The 16,822-nt window shown below is 60.1% G+C and carries 15 protein-coding genes; 10 read left to right on the forward strand and 5 right to left on the reverse strand.

Annotated elements, in window-relative coordinates:
• Window positions 1-16 precede the first annotated feature (16 nt).
• The 3 genes from Q9295_RS02880 to Q9295_RS02890 all read right to left on the reverse strand — a co-directional run bounded on the left by Q9295_RS02880 (window position 17) and on the right by Q9295_RS02890 (window position 2,000).
• Window positions 17-1,246 carry a flagellin N-terminal helical domain-containing protein gene (locus Q9295_RS02880; protein ID WP_306678999.1) on the reverse strand — a complete coding sequence of 410 codons (1,230 nt, stop codon included), beginning with the start codon at window positions 1,244-1,246 and terminating at the stop codon, window positions 17-19.
• Between the two features lie 213 nt (window positions 1,247-1,459).
• The gene (locus Q9295_RS02885; protein ID WP_306679000.1) at window positions 1,460-1,786 is read right to left on the reverse strand and encodes a hypothetical protein; all 327 of its coding nucleotides are present in this window, start codon (window positions 1,784-1,786) and stop codon (window positions 1,460-1,462) included.
• On the reverse strand, window positions 1,779-2,000 hold the full coding sequence (locus Q9295_RS02890) for a rod-binding protein (protein WP_306679063.1): 222 nt from the start codon (window positions 1,998-2,000) through the stop codon (window positions 1,779-1,781). The genes Q9295_RS02885 and Q9295_RS02890 overlap by 8 nt, the downstream gene beginning before the upstream one ends.
• A 169-nt stretch (window positions 2,001-2,169) precedes the next feature.
• Between Q9295_RS02890 and Q9295_RS02895 the strand changes: the two genes are divergently transcribed.
• The gene (locus Q9295_RS02895; RefSeq protein WP_306679001.1) at window positions 2,170-3,966 is read left to right on the forward strand and encodes a flagellar hook-length control protein FliK; all 1,797 of its coding nucleotides are present in this window, start codon (window positions 2,170-2,172) and stop codon (window positions 3,964-3,966) included.
• 8 nt (window positions 3,967-3,974) lie between these two features.
• Complete coding sequence (locus Q9295_RS02900) at window positions 3,975-4,637, forward strand: flagellar hook capping FlgD N-terminal domain-containing protein (protein ID WP_306679002.1); 663 nt, start codon at window positions 3,975-3,977, stop codon at window positions 4,635-4,637.
• 18 nt (window positions 4,638-4,655) lie between these two features.
• On the opposite strand, the gene ubiB is transcribed toward Q9295_RS02900, so the two are convergent.
• Together ubiB and ubiE are read right to left on the reverse strand one after the other, a co-directional pair.
• Complete coding sequence (ubiB, locus tag Q9295_RS02905; RefSeq protein WP_306679003.1) at window positions 4,656-6,188, reverse strand: 2-polyprenylphenol 6-hydroxylase; 1,533 nt, start codon at window positions 6,186-6,188, stop codon at window positions 4,656-4,658.
• 3 nt (window positions 6,189-6,191) lie between these two features.
• Complete coding sequence (gene ubiE / locus Q9295_RS02910) at window positions 6,192-6,941, reverse strand: bifunctional demethylmenaquinone methyltransferase/2-methoxy-6-polyprenyl-1,4-benzoquinol methylase UbiE (protein WP_306679004.1); 750 nt, start codon at window positions 6,939-6,941, stop codon at window positions 6,192-6,194.
• Window positions 6,942-7,069: 128 nt separating this feature from the next.
• Here ubiE and mutM point away from each other — a divergent pair, with 128 nt between their 5' ends.
• The 8 genes from mutM to gyrB all read left to right on the forward strand — a co-directional run bounded on the left by mutM (window position 7,070) and on the right by gyrB (window position 16,728).
• A complete protein-coding gene (mutM, locus tag Q9295_RS02915) occupies window positions 7,070-7,921 on the forward strand; it encodes a bifunctional DNA-formamidopyrimidine glycosylase/DNA-(apurinic or apyrimidinic site) lyase (RefSeq protein WP_306679005.1) in 852 nt (283 codons plus the stop codon).
• 58 nt (window positions 7,922-7,979) lie between these two features.
• Complete coding sequence (locus tag Q9295_RS02920) at window positions 7,980-8,756, forward strand: enoyl-CoA hydratase (protein WP_306679006.1); 777 nt, start codon at window positions 7,980-7,982, stop codon at window positions 8,754-8,756.
• Window positions 8,757-8,957: 201 nt separating this feature from the next.
• Complete coding sequence (rpsT, locus tag Q9295_RS02925) at window positions 8,958-9,230, forward strand: 30S ribosomal protein S20 (protein ID WP_306679007.1); 273 nt, start codon at window positions 8,958-8,960, stop codon at window positions 9,228-9,230.
• A gap of 519 nt (window positions 9,231-9,749) precedes the next feature.
• Entirely contained in the window at window positions 9,750-11,132 is a 1,383-nt protein-coding gene (dnaA, locus tag Q9295_RS02930; protein ID WP_306679008.1) for a chromosomal replication initiator protein DnaA, read from the forward strand.
• A gap of 122 nt (window positions 11,133-11,254) precedes the next feature.
• Window positions 11,255-12,373 (forward strand): DNA polymerase III subunit beta, encoded by a 1,119-nt coding sequence (gene dnaN, locus Q9295_RS02935; protein ID WP_306679009.1) that lies wholly within the window; start codon window positions 11,255-11,257, stop codon window positions 12,371-12,373.
• Between the two features lie 65 nt (window positions 12,374-12,438).
• Window positions 12,439-13,527 carry a DNA replication/repair protein RecF gene (recF, locus tag Q9295_RS02940; protein ID WP_306679010.1) on the forward strand — a complete coding sequence of 363 codons (1,089 nt, stop codon included), beginning with the start codon at window positions 12,439-12,441 and terminating at the stop codon, window positions 13,525-13,527.
• Between the two features lie 56 nt (window positions 13,528-13,583).
• Window positions 13,584-14,204, forward strand: coding sequence for a LysE family translocator (locus Q9295_RS02945; protein ID WP_306679011.1), 621 nt, complete (start codon window positions 13,584-13,586; stop codon window positions 14,202-14,204).
• Between the two features lie 79 nt (window positions 14,205-14,283).
• A complete protein-coding gene (gene gyrB / locus Q9295_RS02950) occupies window positions 14,284-16,728 on the forward strand; it encodes a DNA topoisomerase (ATP-hydrolyzing) subunit B (protein ID WP_306679012.1) in 2,445 nt (814 codons plus the stop codon).
• Window positions 16,729-16,822: the final 94 nt, after the last annotated feature.

Raw genomic sequence — 16,822 nt, forward strand, 5'->3', positions numbered from 1 at the left:
GACCCCGGCCGCGTCCTTACCGGAACAGTGCCAACAGGTTCTGCGGCTGCTGGTTGGCGATCGAAAGCGCTTGGATGCCCAGCTGCTGTTGGACCTGCAGCGCCTGCAACCTTGCGCTGGCCTCCTCCATATCGGCATCCACCAGCGTACCGATGCCCGAGGTCATGGCATCTGAGAGCTTGTTCACGAAATCCGACTGGATCTCGATCCGCTTTTGTGCTGAACCAAATTCCGCTGCGGCGTCGATCGACAGTCTCAGCAGGGACTCGATCTGGGCCAAAGCCGTGGTTGCACCAGGGGCGGTCGAGACGTCCACGCTCGAGAGCGCCGCAAGGCCGCCTGAGCCTGCATTCTTATACTGCCCGGTGACCGTAAGGTCGGTATCGCCGTCGTTGATGAATGCCAGTTGGCCAGCATCCGTGCTGTCGTAGTTCACCGTAAGGCCAGCAATCCCCAGCGCATCAATCGCATTCTTCAGCCCGACTGCGATCAGATCCGGCACGGTTGAGACGAGCGCGGCATTGTCGGCATCAATGTCAAACTGAGTGACAGTATATGAGGCTTCGCGATTGCCGATGCGCACAGAAATTCGATCGCCAGCAACCCAATCTTCCGGGCCGTCCTCGATGGTGATGGTGTCTTCGCCACCAGCAGTACTGAGCGACAGGACAAAGGTGTCCCCAGCTTCAGAGATCACCCCGTCTGTCGTATCGGTAAAGACCTCATTCGCGACATATTCGCCGGTCGACAGGTTTTGCGCCTCGATCCCGATCGAAGAGGCATTGACCGCGGTGCCGCTGCGATCCAGTGACGCCAAGATCGCGACCGTCGTCTGAGAGCCATTCACCAAGTTCAGCCCGTTGAACTGTGCGGCGCTGACGACGGAGTTGATCTGATCGACGTATTTCGAAATATCGGCCTGAATCTTAGCGCGGTCGACATTGCCTTCTTGCGCGGCGACGACCTTTTTCTTCATCTCTGTCAGCAGGTTGGTCACAGATTCTGCAGCCTCGCGCGCGACCGCGATGGTCGAGGAGCCTAGCGACAGACTGTCCGAGATGCCCCGGAAGCCCTTCACATCTGATTCCATCACTTTGGATATGGCCCAGACCGCGGCGTTGTCCTTGGCAGAACCTACTGTTTTCCCCGTAGAAATCTCAGCTTGTACTTTGCCCATGCTGGCGTTGACACCCTTCAACGTTTGCAGGGCGACCATGGCGCTGGTATTGGTCAGGATCGACGACATTTTCACGTTCCTTCTTCAGCTTCCGGCGCTTTGCGCGGAGCAATCGGAGCCGCCCACGGGCGGCAGTTCCGGCATTCTGGTCCGTGCCGACGGGACGCGGCGGCGCCATCCCGGCATGGGATGCGGTCCTAGCTTTGCCGCATCTGGGTTACCAAAGGCTAAAGGCCAGCCTTGCCCAGGTCGGAAGATTGCGACGGATTTGAGCCAAATAGGCTAAAGGCGGCGCGCCGCGAGGGAGAGCGACAGCCCGGGCTGTACTCTTTGACCGCCAGATTGATACGTCGAGAAGCGGCCTTGATCGGTCAGTTCATTCGCACGTTGCCTGGCGGATGAGACGCCCTTTAGGGCGGCCCCAATTAGTGCGTTACTCAACGCAGCTTTCGTAACCAATCGGTCAGCTCGCTCTTTGTCAAACGGACCGGTTGCAGAAAGTGCTGCCTCAGTCTGTTCCGCAAGACCGTGTAACTGCGCAAGGTTGGCGCTGGCCAGCGACTGAATGCTTTTATCCAAAATCATCTCTAATGCCGCGTAATCAACCATCGCCTTTGCCGCCTCCCATCGCGCGGAAGAGAGATTCGGCCAGCCCTATCCCGCCATGTTCGACCAGCATCTGCGCTTGCTCTTGGCGCAAGAAGGAGGCGAATTGCTCTTCGCCAATACCGCCGCCAAAGGCGCTATCTGGGGATGTATCTAGCCCCGCATGTCCCAGCATTTCCGTCAAAAAGGCAGCCTCAAGCGCCTTGGCCTGCACCATTAAGGCCGCATCTTTTGGCCTCCATTGGGCAGGGGCGGCAGCCGCACTTGCAGGGAACTGCATGGCATTCTCCATCGCTTCAGATTGTTCGGACTATTCATTGAAGCGGTAAAGAATCAGTAACTGCTTGTCGGCTAGTGAGGTGCGTCCCGACAGAAATCGTAGAAAGATGATGCAGGTTCAGCCTCTCCCTCCGCTTCCCGGTTCAATGATGCTCGCGGCAGAGCCCCGCCCCCAGCAGGCGGAGGTGTCGGGCTTTCCCATGCTTTTGTGGGAGGCAGAAACGACTCCAGACCAGACTGTGGCTGTTGACGGCACAAAGCGAGAGAGTGATTGGCCCAGCGCGCAGGCCCCTCAGCCGCACAACGTCACTGTAGTTTTAAACTTCGATCAGGCGGCCGCCGGTTTCGGGATGGCTGATTTTGCCATGTCTGCCACGCCCTTGGTGATACAGCTCACAACCGAACGTGCAGGGGAGGAGATTGGGTCTAAGCAGGCGATCCCTGCATCTTCGGATGAGCCTTTGGATGTATTCGCCGACGAGCACCATCGCGATGGTGAGCTCCCGCTGCTAACCGCCCAGATAATTCCGGTGCCAAATGGCAAAGAGGAGTGGTCTGCATCTCTTGCTGCCTCGTTTGTGCCAGCGCGCCTTCCCGCGACATCAACCAGTGAAGAGGCGGGAGAAACTGCACCGGTGCCGCCTTCCTTCACCCCGGTCGTTTGGCCAGATAAGGCTGTTCAAAGCTCCCATTTGCATCAGGATGCCGAGGTCTTGCCGAGCAAGGTAATGGCTCAAGCTGCGCCGGTGGCAAAAGTCAGCCCCCCCGAAATGCCTCGTCCTGCGGTCATGCAGGCGCAGTTCACTGGCAGATTGGCCGATGCCGCAGCGCCTTTGCCTTTTGCGCCTCAAGATGTGGTTGATCCGGCCATATTGGAAACCTCCAAGGTAGAGCGCTTCGCTATAAATGCGCCGAGTGACCGTTCTGGTGGCAGCGCTGCAAAAGCTGTTGCCGCGGAACCTATGCGCCAGATTAAGGTGTTGGCTGGTATATCCGGTAGCGCAGGGTCGCAGAGTGATGTGCTCGATTTTCCGCCCCTTCGGCAGAAAGATAGCTTGGCGCCAGAGCACGAAGGCGCGGGCGCCGGGATGATGCCTCAGGAGGAACGGATCTGGCGTGCGGTATGGCCTTTAGCTTTAGCGCCCCTGGTTGTGGCGCCCGAGGCTCCTTCGGGCCCTGCTCTTGGCTTGGCGCAAGGGAAGGCTAATTCTAACGAGACAGAGCCGCTGCCAGATGCGGCTGGGCGCGAACCGGTGCAATTCTTTGAGGCGGCGGTGAGCAAGGTTTCGGTGACCACGCCTCTGCTGGTGGGGACGCCGGTGCCCTTTTTGGCTGAAATTCAGGCCATCGCCAGACCCTCTGGAATGGGCGTTATGCAACCTGTTCCCGATCAGGCTGCCGGTCTTACTGTCACTGCAGCCCCGCCGCCCGATATGGGCACCATTCTGTCGATGACCACTGCCCCTTCAGCAAGCGCGCCACATTTCGCCGAACGTTCCCCGCCCGTCCTGCCGGTTCATCTGCAGGTGAGCCAAGCCTTGGCGGGTATGCCCTTGGTCACCGAGTTGCAGCTGTCTCCGCAAGAGCTGGGCCATGTGCGAATCGAGATGCAGCAAGACGGGGAGCGTCTTATGGTCTTGGTCACTGCTGAGCGCCCTGAAACGCTTGAGTTGCTGCGCCGCCACGCGCCCGATTTGTCGGCAGAATTGCGCAATGCGGGCCATTCCACGCTGGATCTCAGCTTCGGGCGCTGGGCTGGTCCAGGCCACGATGGGGCGCAAGATGGTGTGTTTGAACCACAATTGGGCAGCCCTGAACCTCAAGGAGAGGTCGCTGTTGTAACCAAAGACGTGCCCCCAGCGCGCCAATCCAGCGCGTTGGGCGGGTTATATTTGCGCATCTGAGGGATCCCATGAACGTTAATGAAACGGCTTCTTATCCCAGCCCGGCCAAATCCAGCTCTGGCGGGTCCTCATCAGGCTTAAGTGCTGATTTCACGACGTTTTTGAAAATGCTGACGGTTCAGATGCAGAATCAAGATCCGATGAACCCGATAGAATCCTCGGATTATGCCGTGCAATTGGCCACCTTTTCGGGGGTCGAGCAGCAAGTGCGATCAAACCAACTGCTTGAGGCATTGGCGGCGCAATTCTCGTTGGTTGGGATGTCTCAGCTGGCCGGTTGGGTCGGGCAAGAGGCGCGGGCGGCGGCGGATGTTTGGTATAGCGGCATGCCGGTGACGCTGGCGCCCAATCCGGTGGCAAATGCTGATAGCGCGGTTCTCGTGGTAAAAGACCAAACGGGCGCAGTGGTGTCGCGCGAGGGGATCCCGGTCTCGACCGAGCTTTATCAATGGTTTGGCGGTGATGCGGCGGGCAACCCATTGCCGGAAGGCCGCTACTCTCTTTCGCTGGAAAGCGTGCGAGCCGGTGAGGTGATCCAGACCGACCCGATGGAATATTACGGCCGCGTCATCGAAGCGCGGGGCGGGGCAGGCGGTGTTCGGCTGGTCTTTGCGGGCGGGATTGAAGTGCTTGCGTCGGATATCACCGCGCTTAGGGCGCCGCCAAGCTGACGTTTGACGAAAGCCCCATTAGAGCAGATGGGCCATCGCCGCCCCGGCAGCCGCAGCGACCATAACCGCAGGCAGCGGCCACCACCGCCAAGCGCGGTCGCGCGGCAGCTTCACAACCACCGTCGAATGGCCTGCGTTGATCAGCTGCGCTTCCACCATCGCGGGCAGTTTGGGGCCAAACCGGGCCAGAACGCGGATTGTGCGCATCAAATCGCGCGCCATCGCTTGGGGGCCAAGGTTCTTGCGGATATAGCCCTCGACCACCGGCCGCGCGACCTGCCAGATGTTGATATGCGGGTCCAGCGAGCGGGCCACGCCTTCCACCACGACCATGGTGCGCTGAAGTAGGATCAGCTCGGTCCGGGTTTCCATGCCGAAGCGCTCGGTGACCTCAAAGAGGTATGAGAGCAGTCGGGCCATCGAAATCCGGCTCGCCTCCATGCCGAAAATCGGCTCGCCCACGGCACGCAAGGCGCGGGCGAATTCGTCGATGTCGCGGTCGGCAGGGACATAGCCCGCCTCGAAATGCACCTCGGCGACGCGGCGATAATCCTTGGCGATGAAGCCCATAAGGATCTCGGCATAGACCTTGCGGGTATATTCATCGATCCGGCCCATGATGCCGAAATCATAGGTGATCAGCTCGCCCGCGGGGGTGACCTTCAGGTTGCCCTGATGCATGTCGCCGTGGAAAAAACCGTCGCGCAATGCATGGGACAGGAACATTTGCAGCACCCGCGCGCCCAAAGCGGGGCGGTCGATGCCCGCCGCATCCATCGCGGCAAGGTCGTTGAGCCCGATCCCCTCGGCCCAGCCGATGGTCATCACGGTGCGCCCCGAGAGATGCCAAACTGGCTGAGGCACAATCAGCCCGACGTCATTCTTCGTATTGTCGCCAAATTCCGAGGCGGCCGAGCTTTCAAGGCGCAGGTCCAGCTCACCCAGAACCACACCTTCAAAGTGTCGCACCACATCCAAAGGCCGCAGGCGGCGCGAGAAGGGCGCAAGCCGCTCGATCCAAGCGGCGGCAAAGAAGAAAGCGTCAATGTCCTTGCGGAAGGCGCGTTCGATATTGGGACGCAGCACTTTGACCGCAACGATCTGCCCGGTGCCAGCGACTTCGGCCTTATGCACCTGCGCGATCGAGGCAGCGGCAACCGGCTCGGAGAAGGCGGAAAACGCCTCATCCACCCGCACGCCAAGCTCCGCCTCGATCATCGCTTTGGCGGTATCTGTGGAGAAGGGCGGCAGTTGGTCTTGTAGATAGGTCAGTTGCCTTGCAAGCTCGGCACCGACGATATCGGGACGGGTCGAAAGGATCTGACCGAATTTGATATAGGCCGGGCCCAGTGCGGTCAGCGCGCGGGTCAAAGGCGGCAGCGAGGGGTCGCCAGCAAGGCCCAACCATTTGAACGGCCAACCTAAAATCCGCGCCGCAGCGCGCACCCGCGGTGGCGCCTCAACCGCGGTCAGCACTTGGCTAATAGCCCCTGTCCGCTCCATCGTGGCAAGGGTTCGGATCAGCCGAAAGATATTATGCGGACCGCGCATGCGTTAGATTTTCCAGCCGGAATGCAGGGCGGCGATGCCCAAAGACAGATTGCGGTACTTCACCTGACCGAATCCCGCCTGCCGGATCATTTGGGCAAAGGTTTCTTGGTCGGGGAATTTGCGGATTGATTCTACCAGATATTGATAGCTGTCGCGGTCGCCCGCCACGATCTGGCCCATCACCGGAATGACATTGAAAGAATAAAGGTCATAGGCCTTTTGCATCATGTCATTGGGAATATGGCTGAATTCCAAAACCATCAGTCGACCGCCGGGCTTTAGCACCCGGTAAGCCTCGGCCAAAGCATCGGGGATTCGGGTCACGTTCCGAATGCCAAAGCTGATCGTGTAAGTGTCGAAAGTATTGGATTCAAAGGGCAATGCCATTGCATCGCCCACAACCCAATCCAAGCTTGAGGCCATCTTTTCGGCATCAGCACGCTTGCGGCCTTCGATCAGCATCTGCTCGGTCATATCGCAGACCACGGCCGAGCCGCTGCGGGCGCGCTTCAAGAACCGAAACGCCACATCGCCAGTGCCGCCCGCCACGTCGAGCAGGCGCTGACCGGGGCGCGGGGCCAGCCAGTCCATCATCGCATCCTTCCAGATGCGGTGAATGCCGACCGACATCAGGTCGTTCATCACGTCATATTTGCTGGCAACCTTGGAAAAGACGCCATGCACCATGCCGGCCTTTTCGGATTCCGGAACGTCACGATAGCCGAAATGGGTGGTTTTTTGGTCTTCGGTCATGCCAAGGCCCTTGGGATGCTGTCTGCCGGGGTATAACGCTCGGCGGCGGACAAGGGAAACCGCAATCTGCCGCAACCCCGGTGTGGTGACGCGCGGAAAGCTGTAAGATGCCGTCAAAGGAGTGCGTGATGCCCGAATTGCCCGAGGTTGAGACCGTCCGGCGTGGTCTTTTGCCGGTGATGGAGGGGCAACAGATCCTGCAAGCGGCAGTGAACCGGCCCGATCTGCGCTGGCCTTTGCCCGACCGCATGGCCGAGCGGCTGACCGGCGCGCGGGTTTTGGCGCTGCGGCGGCGGTCGAAATACATCCTTGCTGACCTCTCCACCGATGAGACTCTGATCATCCATCTCGGCATGTCGGGGCGGATGCTGATCTCGGGTGGAGTGGTGGGGGCCTTCCATCATGAACATCCCGCGCCGGGCAAACATGACCATGTGGTGCTTGAGATGGAGGGCGGCGCGCGCGTCACCTTCAACGATGCGCGGCGTTTTGGCGCGATGGATCTGATCGCGACGGCGGGGGCCGATGCGCATCCCTTGCTGGCAGCCTTGGGCCCTGAGCCTTTTGGCAATGATTTCGACGAAATCTACCTTGCGGGCGTCTTGGCGGGACGACGCACGCCGATCAAATCGGCGCTGCTGGATCAGCGGCTCATTGCGGGTCTGGGCAATATCTACGTCTGCGAGGTCTTGTTCCGCGCCGGTCTTGCGCCGCAAAGACTGGCGGGCGCGTTGACCCAACTTCAGACCGCTCAACTGGTGCCGATCATCCGCGACGTGCTGGCCGAGGCGATTGAGGCGGGTGGCTCTTCCTTGCGCGATCACCGCCAGACCAATGGCGAGCTGGGCTATTTTCAGCATAATTTCCGGGTCTATGGCCGCGAAGGCCAGCCCTGTGCCACGCCCGGCTGCGATGCTATGATCGCGCGGGTGGTGCAATCTGGTCGCTCCAGCTTCTACTGCCCCTCGTGCCAGCGGTGACTTGCCTATCCTGCCACCTCTGATAGGAGTCCGCGCCACTTTGCCCGGGGATTGAGACATGGCCTACGAGACGCTGATCGTTGAAACCGAGGACTACACGACCCTCATCCGCCTCAATCGCCCTGATGCGATGAATGCGCTGAACACCACGCTGATGCGCGAATTGTCCGAGGCGCTGACGCAAGCCGATTCCAATGACAAAGTGCGTTGCATTGTCATTACCGGCTCGGAAAAGGCCTTTGCGGCGGGCGCTGATGTCAAGGAGATGGCGGGAAAGAGCTTCTCGGATGTCTTCGTGGACAACCTTTTCGGCCCCGAGACCGCGGCGATTCAAGCCGTGCGTAAGCCGATTATTGCCGCAGTTTCAGGCTATTGCCTGGGGGGCGGCTGCGAGCTTGCGATGATGTGCGACTTCATCCTTGCCGGTGATAATGCGAAATTTGGCCAGCCCGAGATCAACCTTGGCATCGTGGCTGGCATGGGCGGCACGCAGCGTCTGACCCGTCTCGTCGGCAAATCGAAGTCGATGGATATGCATCTGACCGGCCGCTTCATGGAAGCAGCCGAGGCCGAGCGCGCGGGTCTGGTGAGCCGCGTCTTCCCGGTAAAAACCCTGGTAGAAGAAGCACTTAAGGTTGCGGCAAAGATCAGCGAGAAGTCGATGATTACCGCGATGCTGGTCAAAGAGGCCGTCAATCGGGCCGAAGAAACCTCGCTTTCCGAAGGGCTTTTGCACGAGCGCCGGCTTTTCCACGCGGCCTTCGCCACCAGCGATCAGAAAGAGGGCATGGCAGCCTTCTTGGAAAAGCGTCAGCCGCAATTCCGCGACCGCTGAGCGGCAGGCTGGTTAAGCCGAGCATCGACCTCGGCCAAAGACTCGGGGCGGGCGATTCGCTGTTTCCTTTCGATAAGGAATCGCTTATAGGCCGCCCTACATGCGCGTGGGCCCGCTTAGGCAGTAATAGATCTCGATCCTCGATCGGGACCTTCGGTCTTTCGTGCAATTGACATTTGAATAGACCGTAAGGAGCCAATCATGGCCAATACCGACCAGTCCAAAAAACGCGCCCGCCAGTCGGAAGCGCGCTTTGCCGTTAACAAAGCCCGCCGTTCGCGCATCCGCACTTTCCTGCGTAAAGTGGAAGAAGCCATCGCTTCCGGCGATCAGGCTGTTGCTGCTGAAGCCCTGAAAAACGCCCAGCCCGAGCTGGCTCGTGGCGTCACCAAAGGCGTGCTGCACAAGAACACCGTTTCGCGCAAAATGTCGCGCCTTGCTTCGCGTGTGAAGGCCTTGGCCGCTAAAGCCTGAATCTAGGTTTAGACTGACTTTATTAAGGGGGCGCAATCTATTGGGTTGCGCCCCCTTTCTCGTAGATTCGGCCCTTTAATTGGTTAAATTTGGCTTCGTGACCAATTTGTCAGGCCTCTCGGGATTCGATTGAATTGAATCTCTGTCAAGCTCGTTGTTCGGTTGCGGACCCCCTCCGGGAAGGGCTAGCGTCTCTTTGCGATTCACTTCGTCTTGGGGGACAAGCTGTGATCGCAAATGAGATTCGCGCTGCCAAGCAAGAGCGGGCCGACGGCCTGTAAACACGAATTTCGTTTGTGATCAGAGTGTTAACCGGATGCCATTGGCATCTCGGACCGAAGAACTGTTGACTGCTGCTTTGCGGCTTAAATAGTTGTTCTTGTTCTCTGGATATAAATGTCGGCTTGCCCAAAGCTTATGCGATGGGTCTGTCATATTATGCGTGTGAATCGTGTGTGGGGGCAACTTACGGTGCCGGGTCATTTATGGCCCGCAGAATCGGTGCAGGTCGGGCTAAATATGACGAACGAAACTTGGGGACAGGTCCGCGAATCGCTGATGCAGCGTGTGGGCAAGAATAACTACACGACCTGGATTGAACCGCTCCGGCTGAATCGGCTGACGAATGGTGTCGCGCATTTCGAAGTGCCGACCAGCTTTTTTGGTGATTGGGTGCAGCGTAACTATGCCGACCATATCCGCAGCCAGCTGGTGAATGCCGGGGCTGAGGTGCATCGCATTGAATTTGCTGTGGCAAGCGCGGCGCCGAAATCCGCTCCGGTGAAATCTGCTGCTGCCGCGGCTGCCCCTGCGGCGGCTCCGGCCCGTCCGGCCCGGGCGCGTGCCGGACAAGACGAAGAGCTGCCCGGCGCACCGCTGGATGCGCGTTTCACCTTTGACAGCTTCGTCGTCGGCAAGCCCAACGAGCTGGCCCATGCCGCCGCCCGCCGTGTCGCTGAGGGCGGCCCGGTGACCTTCAACCCGCTCTTCCTTTATGGCGGCGTGGGGCTGGGTAAGACCCACCTTATGCATGCGATCGCGCATGAGCTTCAGCTGCGCCGTCCCGATCTGCGGGTGCTTTATCTTTCGGCCGAGCAGTTCATGTACCGCTTCATCCAAGCCCTGCGCGACAAGCAGGTGATGGATTTCAAACAGCTTTTCCGCTCGGTTGATGTGCTGATGGTCGATGACGTACAGTTCATCGCCGGCAAGGATTCGACGCAAGAAGAGTTCTTCCACACCTTCAACGCTTTGGTGGATCAGAACAAACAGATCGTCATCTCGGCCGACCGCGCGCCGGGGGAGATCAAGGATCTTGAAGATCGCATCCGCAGCCGCCTGCAATGCGGTCTGGTGGTGGACCTGCATCCCACCGATTACGAGCTGCGCCTTGGCATCTTGCAGCAAAAGGTTGAGGCCTATCGCGCCCAATACAAAGGCTTGCAGATCACTCCGGGCGTTTTGGAGTTCCTCGCGCATCGCATCACCACCAACGTGCGTGTGCTGGAAGGCGCTTTGACCCGGCTCTTCGCCTTCGCCTCGCTCGTCGGGCGTGAGATCACGCTTGATCTGGCCCAAGACTGCTTGGCCGACATTCTGCGCGCCTCGGATCGCAAGCTGACCATTGAAGAGATCCAGCGCAAAGTGGCCGAGCATTACAACATTCGCCTTGCCGATATGATCGGCCCGAAGCGGCTGCGCACCATTGCCCGGCCGCGTCAGGTGGCAATGTATCTGGCCAAACAACTGACCGCCCGGTCGCTGCCCGAGATCGGCCGCCGCTTTGGTGGGCGCGATCACACCACGATCATGCATGGCGTGCGCAAGATAGAAGAGCTGATGGCGATGGACAGCCAACTCTCTGATGATCTTCAACTTCTGAAGCGGATGCTGCAGGGCTGACGGGCCGGCGGCCTTGACGGGCTTGGGAAAGCCTTACAAAGTCAGCGGTAATTTGTTGCGCCCCGGCAGTATCCGGGTAATGTCAGCGTCCCCGAATCGGGGCGCCGGCAGGGGGATGATGGATGAAACTTTCGATCGAACGCGGGACTTTGCTGAAAGCATTGGCGCAGGCCCAATCCGTTGTTGAGCGGCGCAACACGATTCCGATCCTTGCCAACGTGCTGATTGAAGCCGATGGCGCGCAGGCTTCGTTCCGCGCGACTGACTTGGACATCGAAGTGGTCGATCGCGCGCCGGCGATGGTCGAACGTGCCGGGGCCACCACGGTTTCGGCCGTCATGCTGCATGAGATCATCCGCAAACTGCCCGATGGCTCCTTGGTCAATCTGACCGAAGATGGCGCGGCGGGGCGCTTGACCATTGCGGCGGGCCGTTCGGTCTTCAGTTTGGCCACGCTGCCGAAAGAAGATTTCCCGGTGATGGCCTCGTCGGAATACGCTACCAATTTCACCGCCAAGGCTCCGGCCTTGCGGCGGCTGTTCGATAAGGCGAAATTCGCCATCTCGACCGAAGAGACCCGCTATTATCTGAACGGCGTCTATATGCATGTGGCGACCGGCGAAGAGGGCCAGGTTCTGCGCTGCGTTGCGACCGATGGTCACCGTCTGGCCCGGATCGATGCCGAGCTGCCCGCAGGGGCCGAAGGCATGCCCGGCGTGATCGTGCCGCGCAAAACCGTGGGCGAGTTGCGGAAGCTCTTGGACGATGATGAGGCGCAGATCGCGGTTTCGGTCTCGGAAACCAAGGTGCGTTTCGCCACTCCGGCGATCACTTTGACCTCGAAAGTCATCGACGGCACCTTCCCCGATTACAGCCGCGTTATCCCGACCGGCAACACCCGCCGCTTGGAAGTGGACGCCAGCGAGTTTGCCAAGGCCGTCGACCGGGTGGCGACTGTGTCGTCCGAGCGGTCGCGCGCCGTGAAGCTGTCCTTGGATGAAGACCGGCTGATCTTGTCGGTCAACGCCCCGGATTCGGGTGCGGCGGAAGAAGAGCTGGCCGTGGCCTATTCCGACGAGCGTTTGGAAATCGGCTTTAACGCCAAGTATTTGCTGGAGATTGCCAGCCAAGTGGACCGTGAAAACGCGGTCTTCCTCTTCAACTCCTCGGGCGATCCGACCTTGATGCGCGAGGGCAATGACGCCTCGGCCGTCTATGTCGTGATGCCGATGCGCGTCTAAACCGGCGGCGGGGGCTGCGGCCTCCGACCTCGTGTTGCGACGTCACTTTTGGGAAGGGTCAGGTTATGGGCGGTCTTGCGATCACCAACCTGACCCTTTCGCATTTCCGCAGCCACCGTGCGACGAAACTGGCCTTTGATGGTCGTCCTGTGGCGATCGTTGGCCCGAATGGCGCTGGCAAAACCAATATTCTCGAGGCGGTTTCCTTGCTCTCGCCCGGCCGTGGCATGCGCCGGGCTGCGAGTGATGAGCTGGGGCGTAGGCCAGAAGCGCTTGGCTGGAAGATCACCGCCGAGATCGACGGCATCGGCGGCGCGCATCAGCTTGAGGCTTGGGCCGAGGCGAATGAGACCCGGCAAACCCGGATTGATGGCAAGGCAGCCACCCAAACCGCCCTTGGTCGGGTGCTGCGGGTGCTCTGGCTGGTGCCGGCGATGGACCGGCTTTGGATTGAAGCGGCTGAAGGGCGGCGGCGCTTCCTTGATCGGATGACCTTAAGTTTCACGCCAGATCATGGCGAAGTGGTTCTGGCCTATGAAAAGGCGATGCGCGACCGCAACCGGCTTTTGAAGGATCAGGTGCAAGACCCGCATTGGTATGGCGCGCTTGAGGCGCGGATGGATGATGCGGGCCGCCAGATCACGGCCAATCGGCAGGCGGCTTTGGACCGAATTTCCGTCGCCCAAACCAATGCGCAGACGCAGTTCCCGCGCGCTGACCTCTCGATCCTTGCGCCGGAAGGTGCGCCCGAGGATTTGGCCCAAGCCTTGGCCGAGAACCGGCGCCGCGACATGGCCGCTGGGCGCACGCTGATCGGCCCGCACCGCGTTGATCTTGCAGCGGTCTATAGTGCGAAGGGCGTGCCAGCGGGGCAATGTTCGACCGGAGAGCAAAAGGCTTTGCTGATCAGTTTGATCCTTGCGAATGCGCGCGCGATTGAGGTTGAGCTTGGCCATGCGCCGGTGCTTTTGCTCGACGAAGTCGCGGCCCATCTCGACGTTGACCGGCGTGCTGCGCTGTATCACGAGATCTGCGCCTTGGGCGCGCAGGCCTTGATGACGGGGACCGAGGCCGCCTTGTTTGACAGCTTGGGAAATCGCGGGCAAACCATCGAGATCTTTGAGGAAGGCGGGCTTAGTCAGTTGCGCACCTGACCGCCGCCCTCTCCGCTCCTCACAACCATTCTGACGATGAAAGCCGAGTGCCCAGCATGACCATCACCCTGCATCAAATGTTGCTTTATGCGCTTGCGATGGCAGGGCTTTGGGCGGTGCCCGGCCCGGTTTGGGTGGCGCTGACCGCGCGGTCCTTGTCGGGCGGCATGCGCGCGGCATGGCCCTTGGCGGTTGGCGTCGCGATTGGCGATCTCCTCTGGCCGCTTTGCGCGATCTTGGGCCTCACTTGGGTGCTCTCGGTCTATGGCGAGGCGCTGACCTTGCTGCGCTGGCTGGCGGCCTTGGTCTTCATCGTGATGGGCGTTCTGTTGCTGCGCAAAAAGCCGGATGCGCCCGGCACTGACAGCCGGTTGACCCGGCCGGGGATCTGGGCGGGCTTTTCCGTCGGTGTTGCGGCTGTGATCGGCAACCCCAAGGCGATCCTTTTCTACATGGGCTTCCTGCCCGGCTTCTTCGATCTGACGCAGGTTAACGGGATCGATATTGCAGTGATCCTTGCGATCTCTTGCATCCTGCCCATGCTTGGCAACCTGACTTTGGCCCTGTTCCTGACTTGGGCGCGGCAGCTTTTGTCCAGCCCTGCGGCCCTTCGCAGGATGAACATCGGCTCAGGGGTCTTGCTTATTCTTGTGGGGCTGGTAATCCCTCTTACCTGACACAAAATCTGGTGTGCTGGCCGTGACATTCCCGGCCCGAACCGCTATAAATGGCGGGCAATCTGGAAGGTTCCGATACATGGCCGATGCGCCCAAGAAACCCGCCGAATACGGCGCTGATTCTATCAAGGTTCTCAAAGGCTTGGAGGCTGTGCGCAAGCGGCCCGGCATGTATATCGGCGATACCGATGATGGCTCGGGCCTGCACCACATGGTCTATGAAGTCGTCGATAACGGCATCGACGAAGCCTTGGCAGGTCACGCCACCGAGGTGGTGGTGACGATCCATGATGATGACTCGGTTTCGGTGCGCGACAACGGTCGTGGCATCCCGGTCGACATCCACCCCGAAGAGGGCGTCTCCGCGGCCGAGGTCATCATGACCCAGTTGCACGCAGGCGGCAAATTCAACAACACCGATGAGGGCGGCAACGCCTATAAGGTCTCGGGCGGTCTGCACGGCGTGGGCGTGTCGGTGGTGAACGCGCTGTCGGAATGGCTGGTCCTGACCGTTTGGCGCGACGACAAAGAATATCAGGCGCGGTTCGAATTCGGCGATTGCGTCGAGCATGTGAGCGTCATCGGCGATGCGCCGGGCCGGAAGGGCACTCAGGTGCGGTTCTTGGCCAGCGCCAAGACCAACCGCGAAGATGGCACCTTCTCGAACCTCGACTACAGCTTCAAAACGCTGGAAAACCGGCTGCGCGAGCTTGCGTTTCTGAATTCGGGCGTGCGCATCATTCTGGCGGATGAGCGGATCGCTGATCCACAGCGCACCGAGCTTTACTATGACGGCGGCGTGCGCGAATTCGTGAAATTCGTCGACCGTTCAAAAACTTCGGTGATGCCCGAGCCGATCTATATGACCGGCGAAAAGAACGGCATCGGCGTGGAAGTGGCGATGTGGTGGAACGACAGCTACCATGAAAACGTGCTGCCCTTCACCAACAACATCCCGCAGCGCGACGGTGGCACCCACCTTGCTGGTTTCCGCGGCGCGCTGACCCGTACGATCACGAGCTATGCCCAAACCAGCGGCATCGCCAAGCGTGAGAAGGTGGATTTCACCGGCGATGACGCGCGCGAAGGTCTGACTTGCGTGCTTTCGGTCAAGGTGCCGGACCCGAAATTCTCCAGCCAAACCAAGGACAAGCTGGTTTCGTCCGAGGTGCGCCCGGCGGTGGAAAACTTGGTCGGTGAAAAGCTGGCCGAGTGGTTTGAGGAAAACCCCGCGACTGCCAAGATCATCGTCGGCAAGATCGTCGAGGCCGCCTTGGCCCGTGAAGCTGCCCGTAAAGCGCGCGAGTTGACCCGTCGCAAGACCGCTTTGGACGTGGCCTCGCTGCCCGGCAAGCTGGCCGATTGCCAAGAGCGCGATCCGGCGAAATCCGAACTCTTCCTCGTCGAGGGTGACTCGGCAGGTGGCTCGGCCAAACAGGGCCGCAGCCGGGCCAATCAGGCCGTCTTGCCGTTGAAGGGTAAGATCCTGAACGTCGAACGTGCACGCTTTGACCGGATGCTCGCTAGCCAAGAGATCGGCACGCTGATCACCGCGCTTGGCACCGGCATTGGCCGGGATGAGTTTGATATCAAGAAGTTGCGCTACCACAAAGTCGTCATCATGACCGATGCCGACGTGGACGGCGCCCACATCCGTACGCTCATCCTGACCTTCTTCTTCCGCCAAATGCCCGAGCTGATCGAGGGTGGCTATCTCTACATCGCCCAGCCGCCGCTTTACAAAGTCAGCCGCGGCAAGTCCGAGGTCTATATCAAGGACCAAGCGGCGCTTGAGGATTACCTCATCGATATGGGGATCGAAGGCGCGGTTCTGCGGCTTGGCAATGGCGAAGAGCTTGCGGGGGCCGACCTGCGCCGCGTGATCGAAGCGGCTCGGCAGTTCCGCAAAGTGCTCGATTCCTTCCCGACCAACTATCCGCGCGGCATTCTTGAGCAAGCGGCTTTGGCTGGCGCCTTTGATGCGGGCCAAGCCGATCTCAACACCGTGGCCGAGAATGTCGCCCGCCGTTTGTCGCTGATTGCGGCGGAATATGAAAAGGGCTGGTCGGGCCGGATCACGCAAGACCACGGCATCCGCCTGTCGCGGATCTTGCGCGGCGTGGAAGAGCTGCACACTTTGGACGGCGCAGTGCTGCGCTCGGGCGAGGCGCGGCGTCTCTCGGCGATCTCGGGCCAAAGCCGCGACATCTATACCGACCCGGCAAAGCTTGTGCGCAAAGAGCGTGAACAGATCATCCAAGGCCCGATTGACCTTCTGAAGAGCATTCTGGCCGAGGGCGAGAAGGGCCTTTCCTTGCAGCGTTACAAAGGCTTGGGCGAGATGAACCCCGAGCAGCTGTGGGAAACCACGCTGGACCCCGAGGCCCGCACCTTCTTGCAAGTGCGCGTCGATGATCTGGCCGAGGCCGATGATATCTTCACCAAGCTGATGGGTGATGTGGTTGAACCGCGCCGCGAATTCATCCAGCAGAACGCGCTTCAGGTCGAGAACCTCGACTTCTAAGTTCTTGGAGGAGCGCTGCAAAGCGCGCGTTCTTTGGCAAGCATAAGGGGCCGAACGGATCATCCGTTCGGCCCTCATCTTTTCCAGCCCCGGC

Origin of the sequence: Pseudogemmobacter lacusdianii (assembly GCF_030848395.1) — a bacterium.
Lineage (GTDB): Bacteria > Pseudomonadota > Alphaproteobacteria > Rhodobacterales > Rhodobacteraceae > Pseudogemmobacter > Pseudogemmobacter lacusdianii.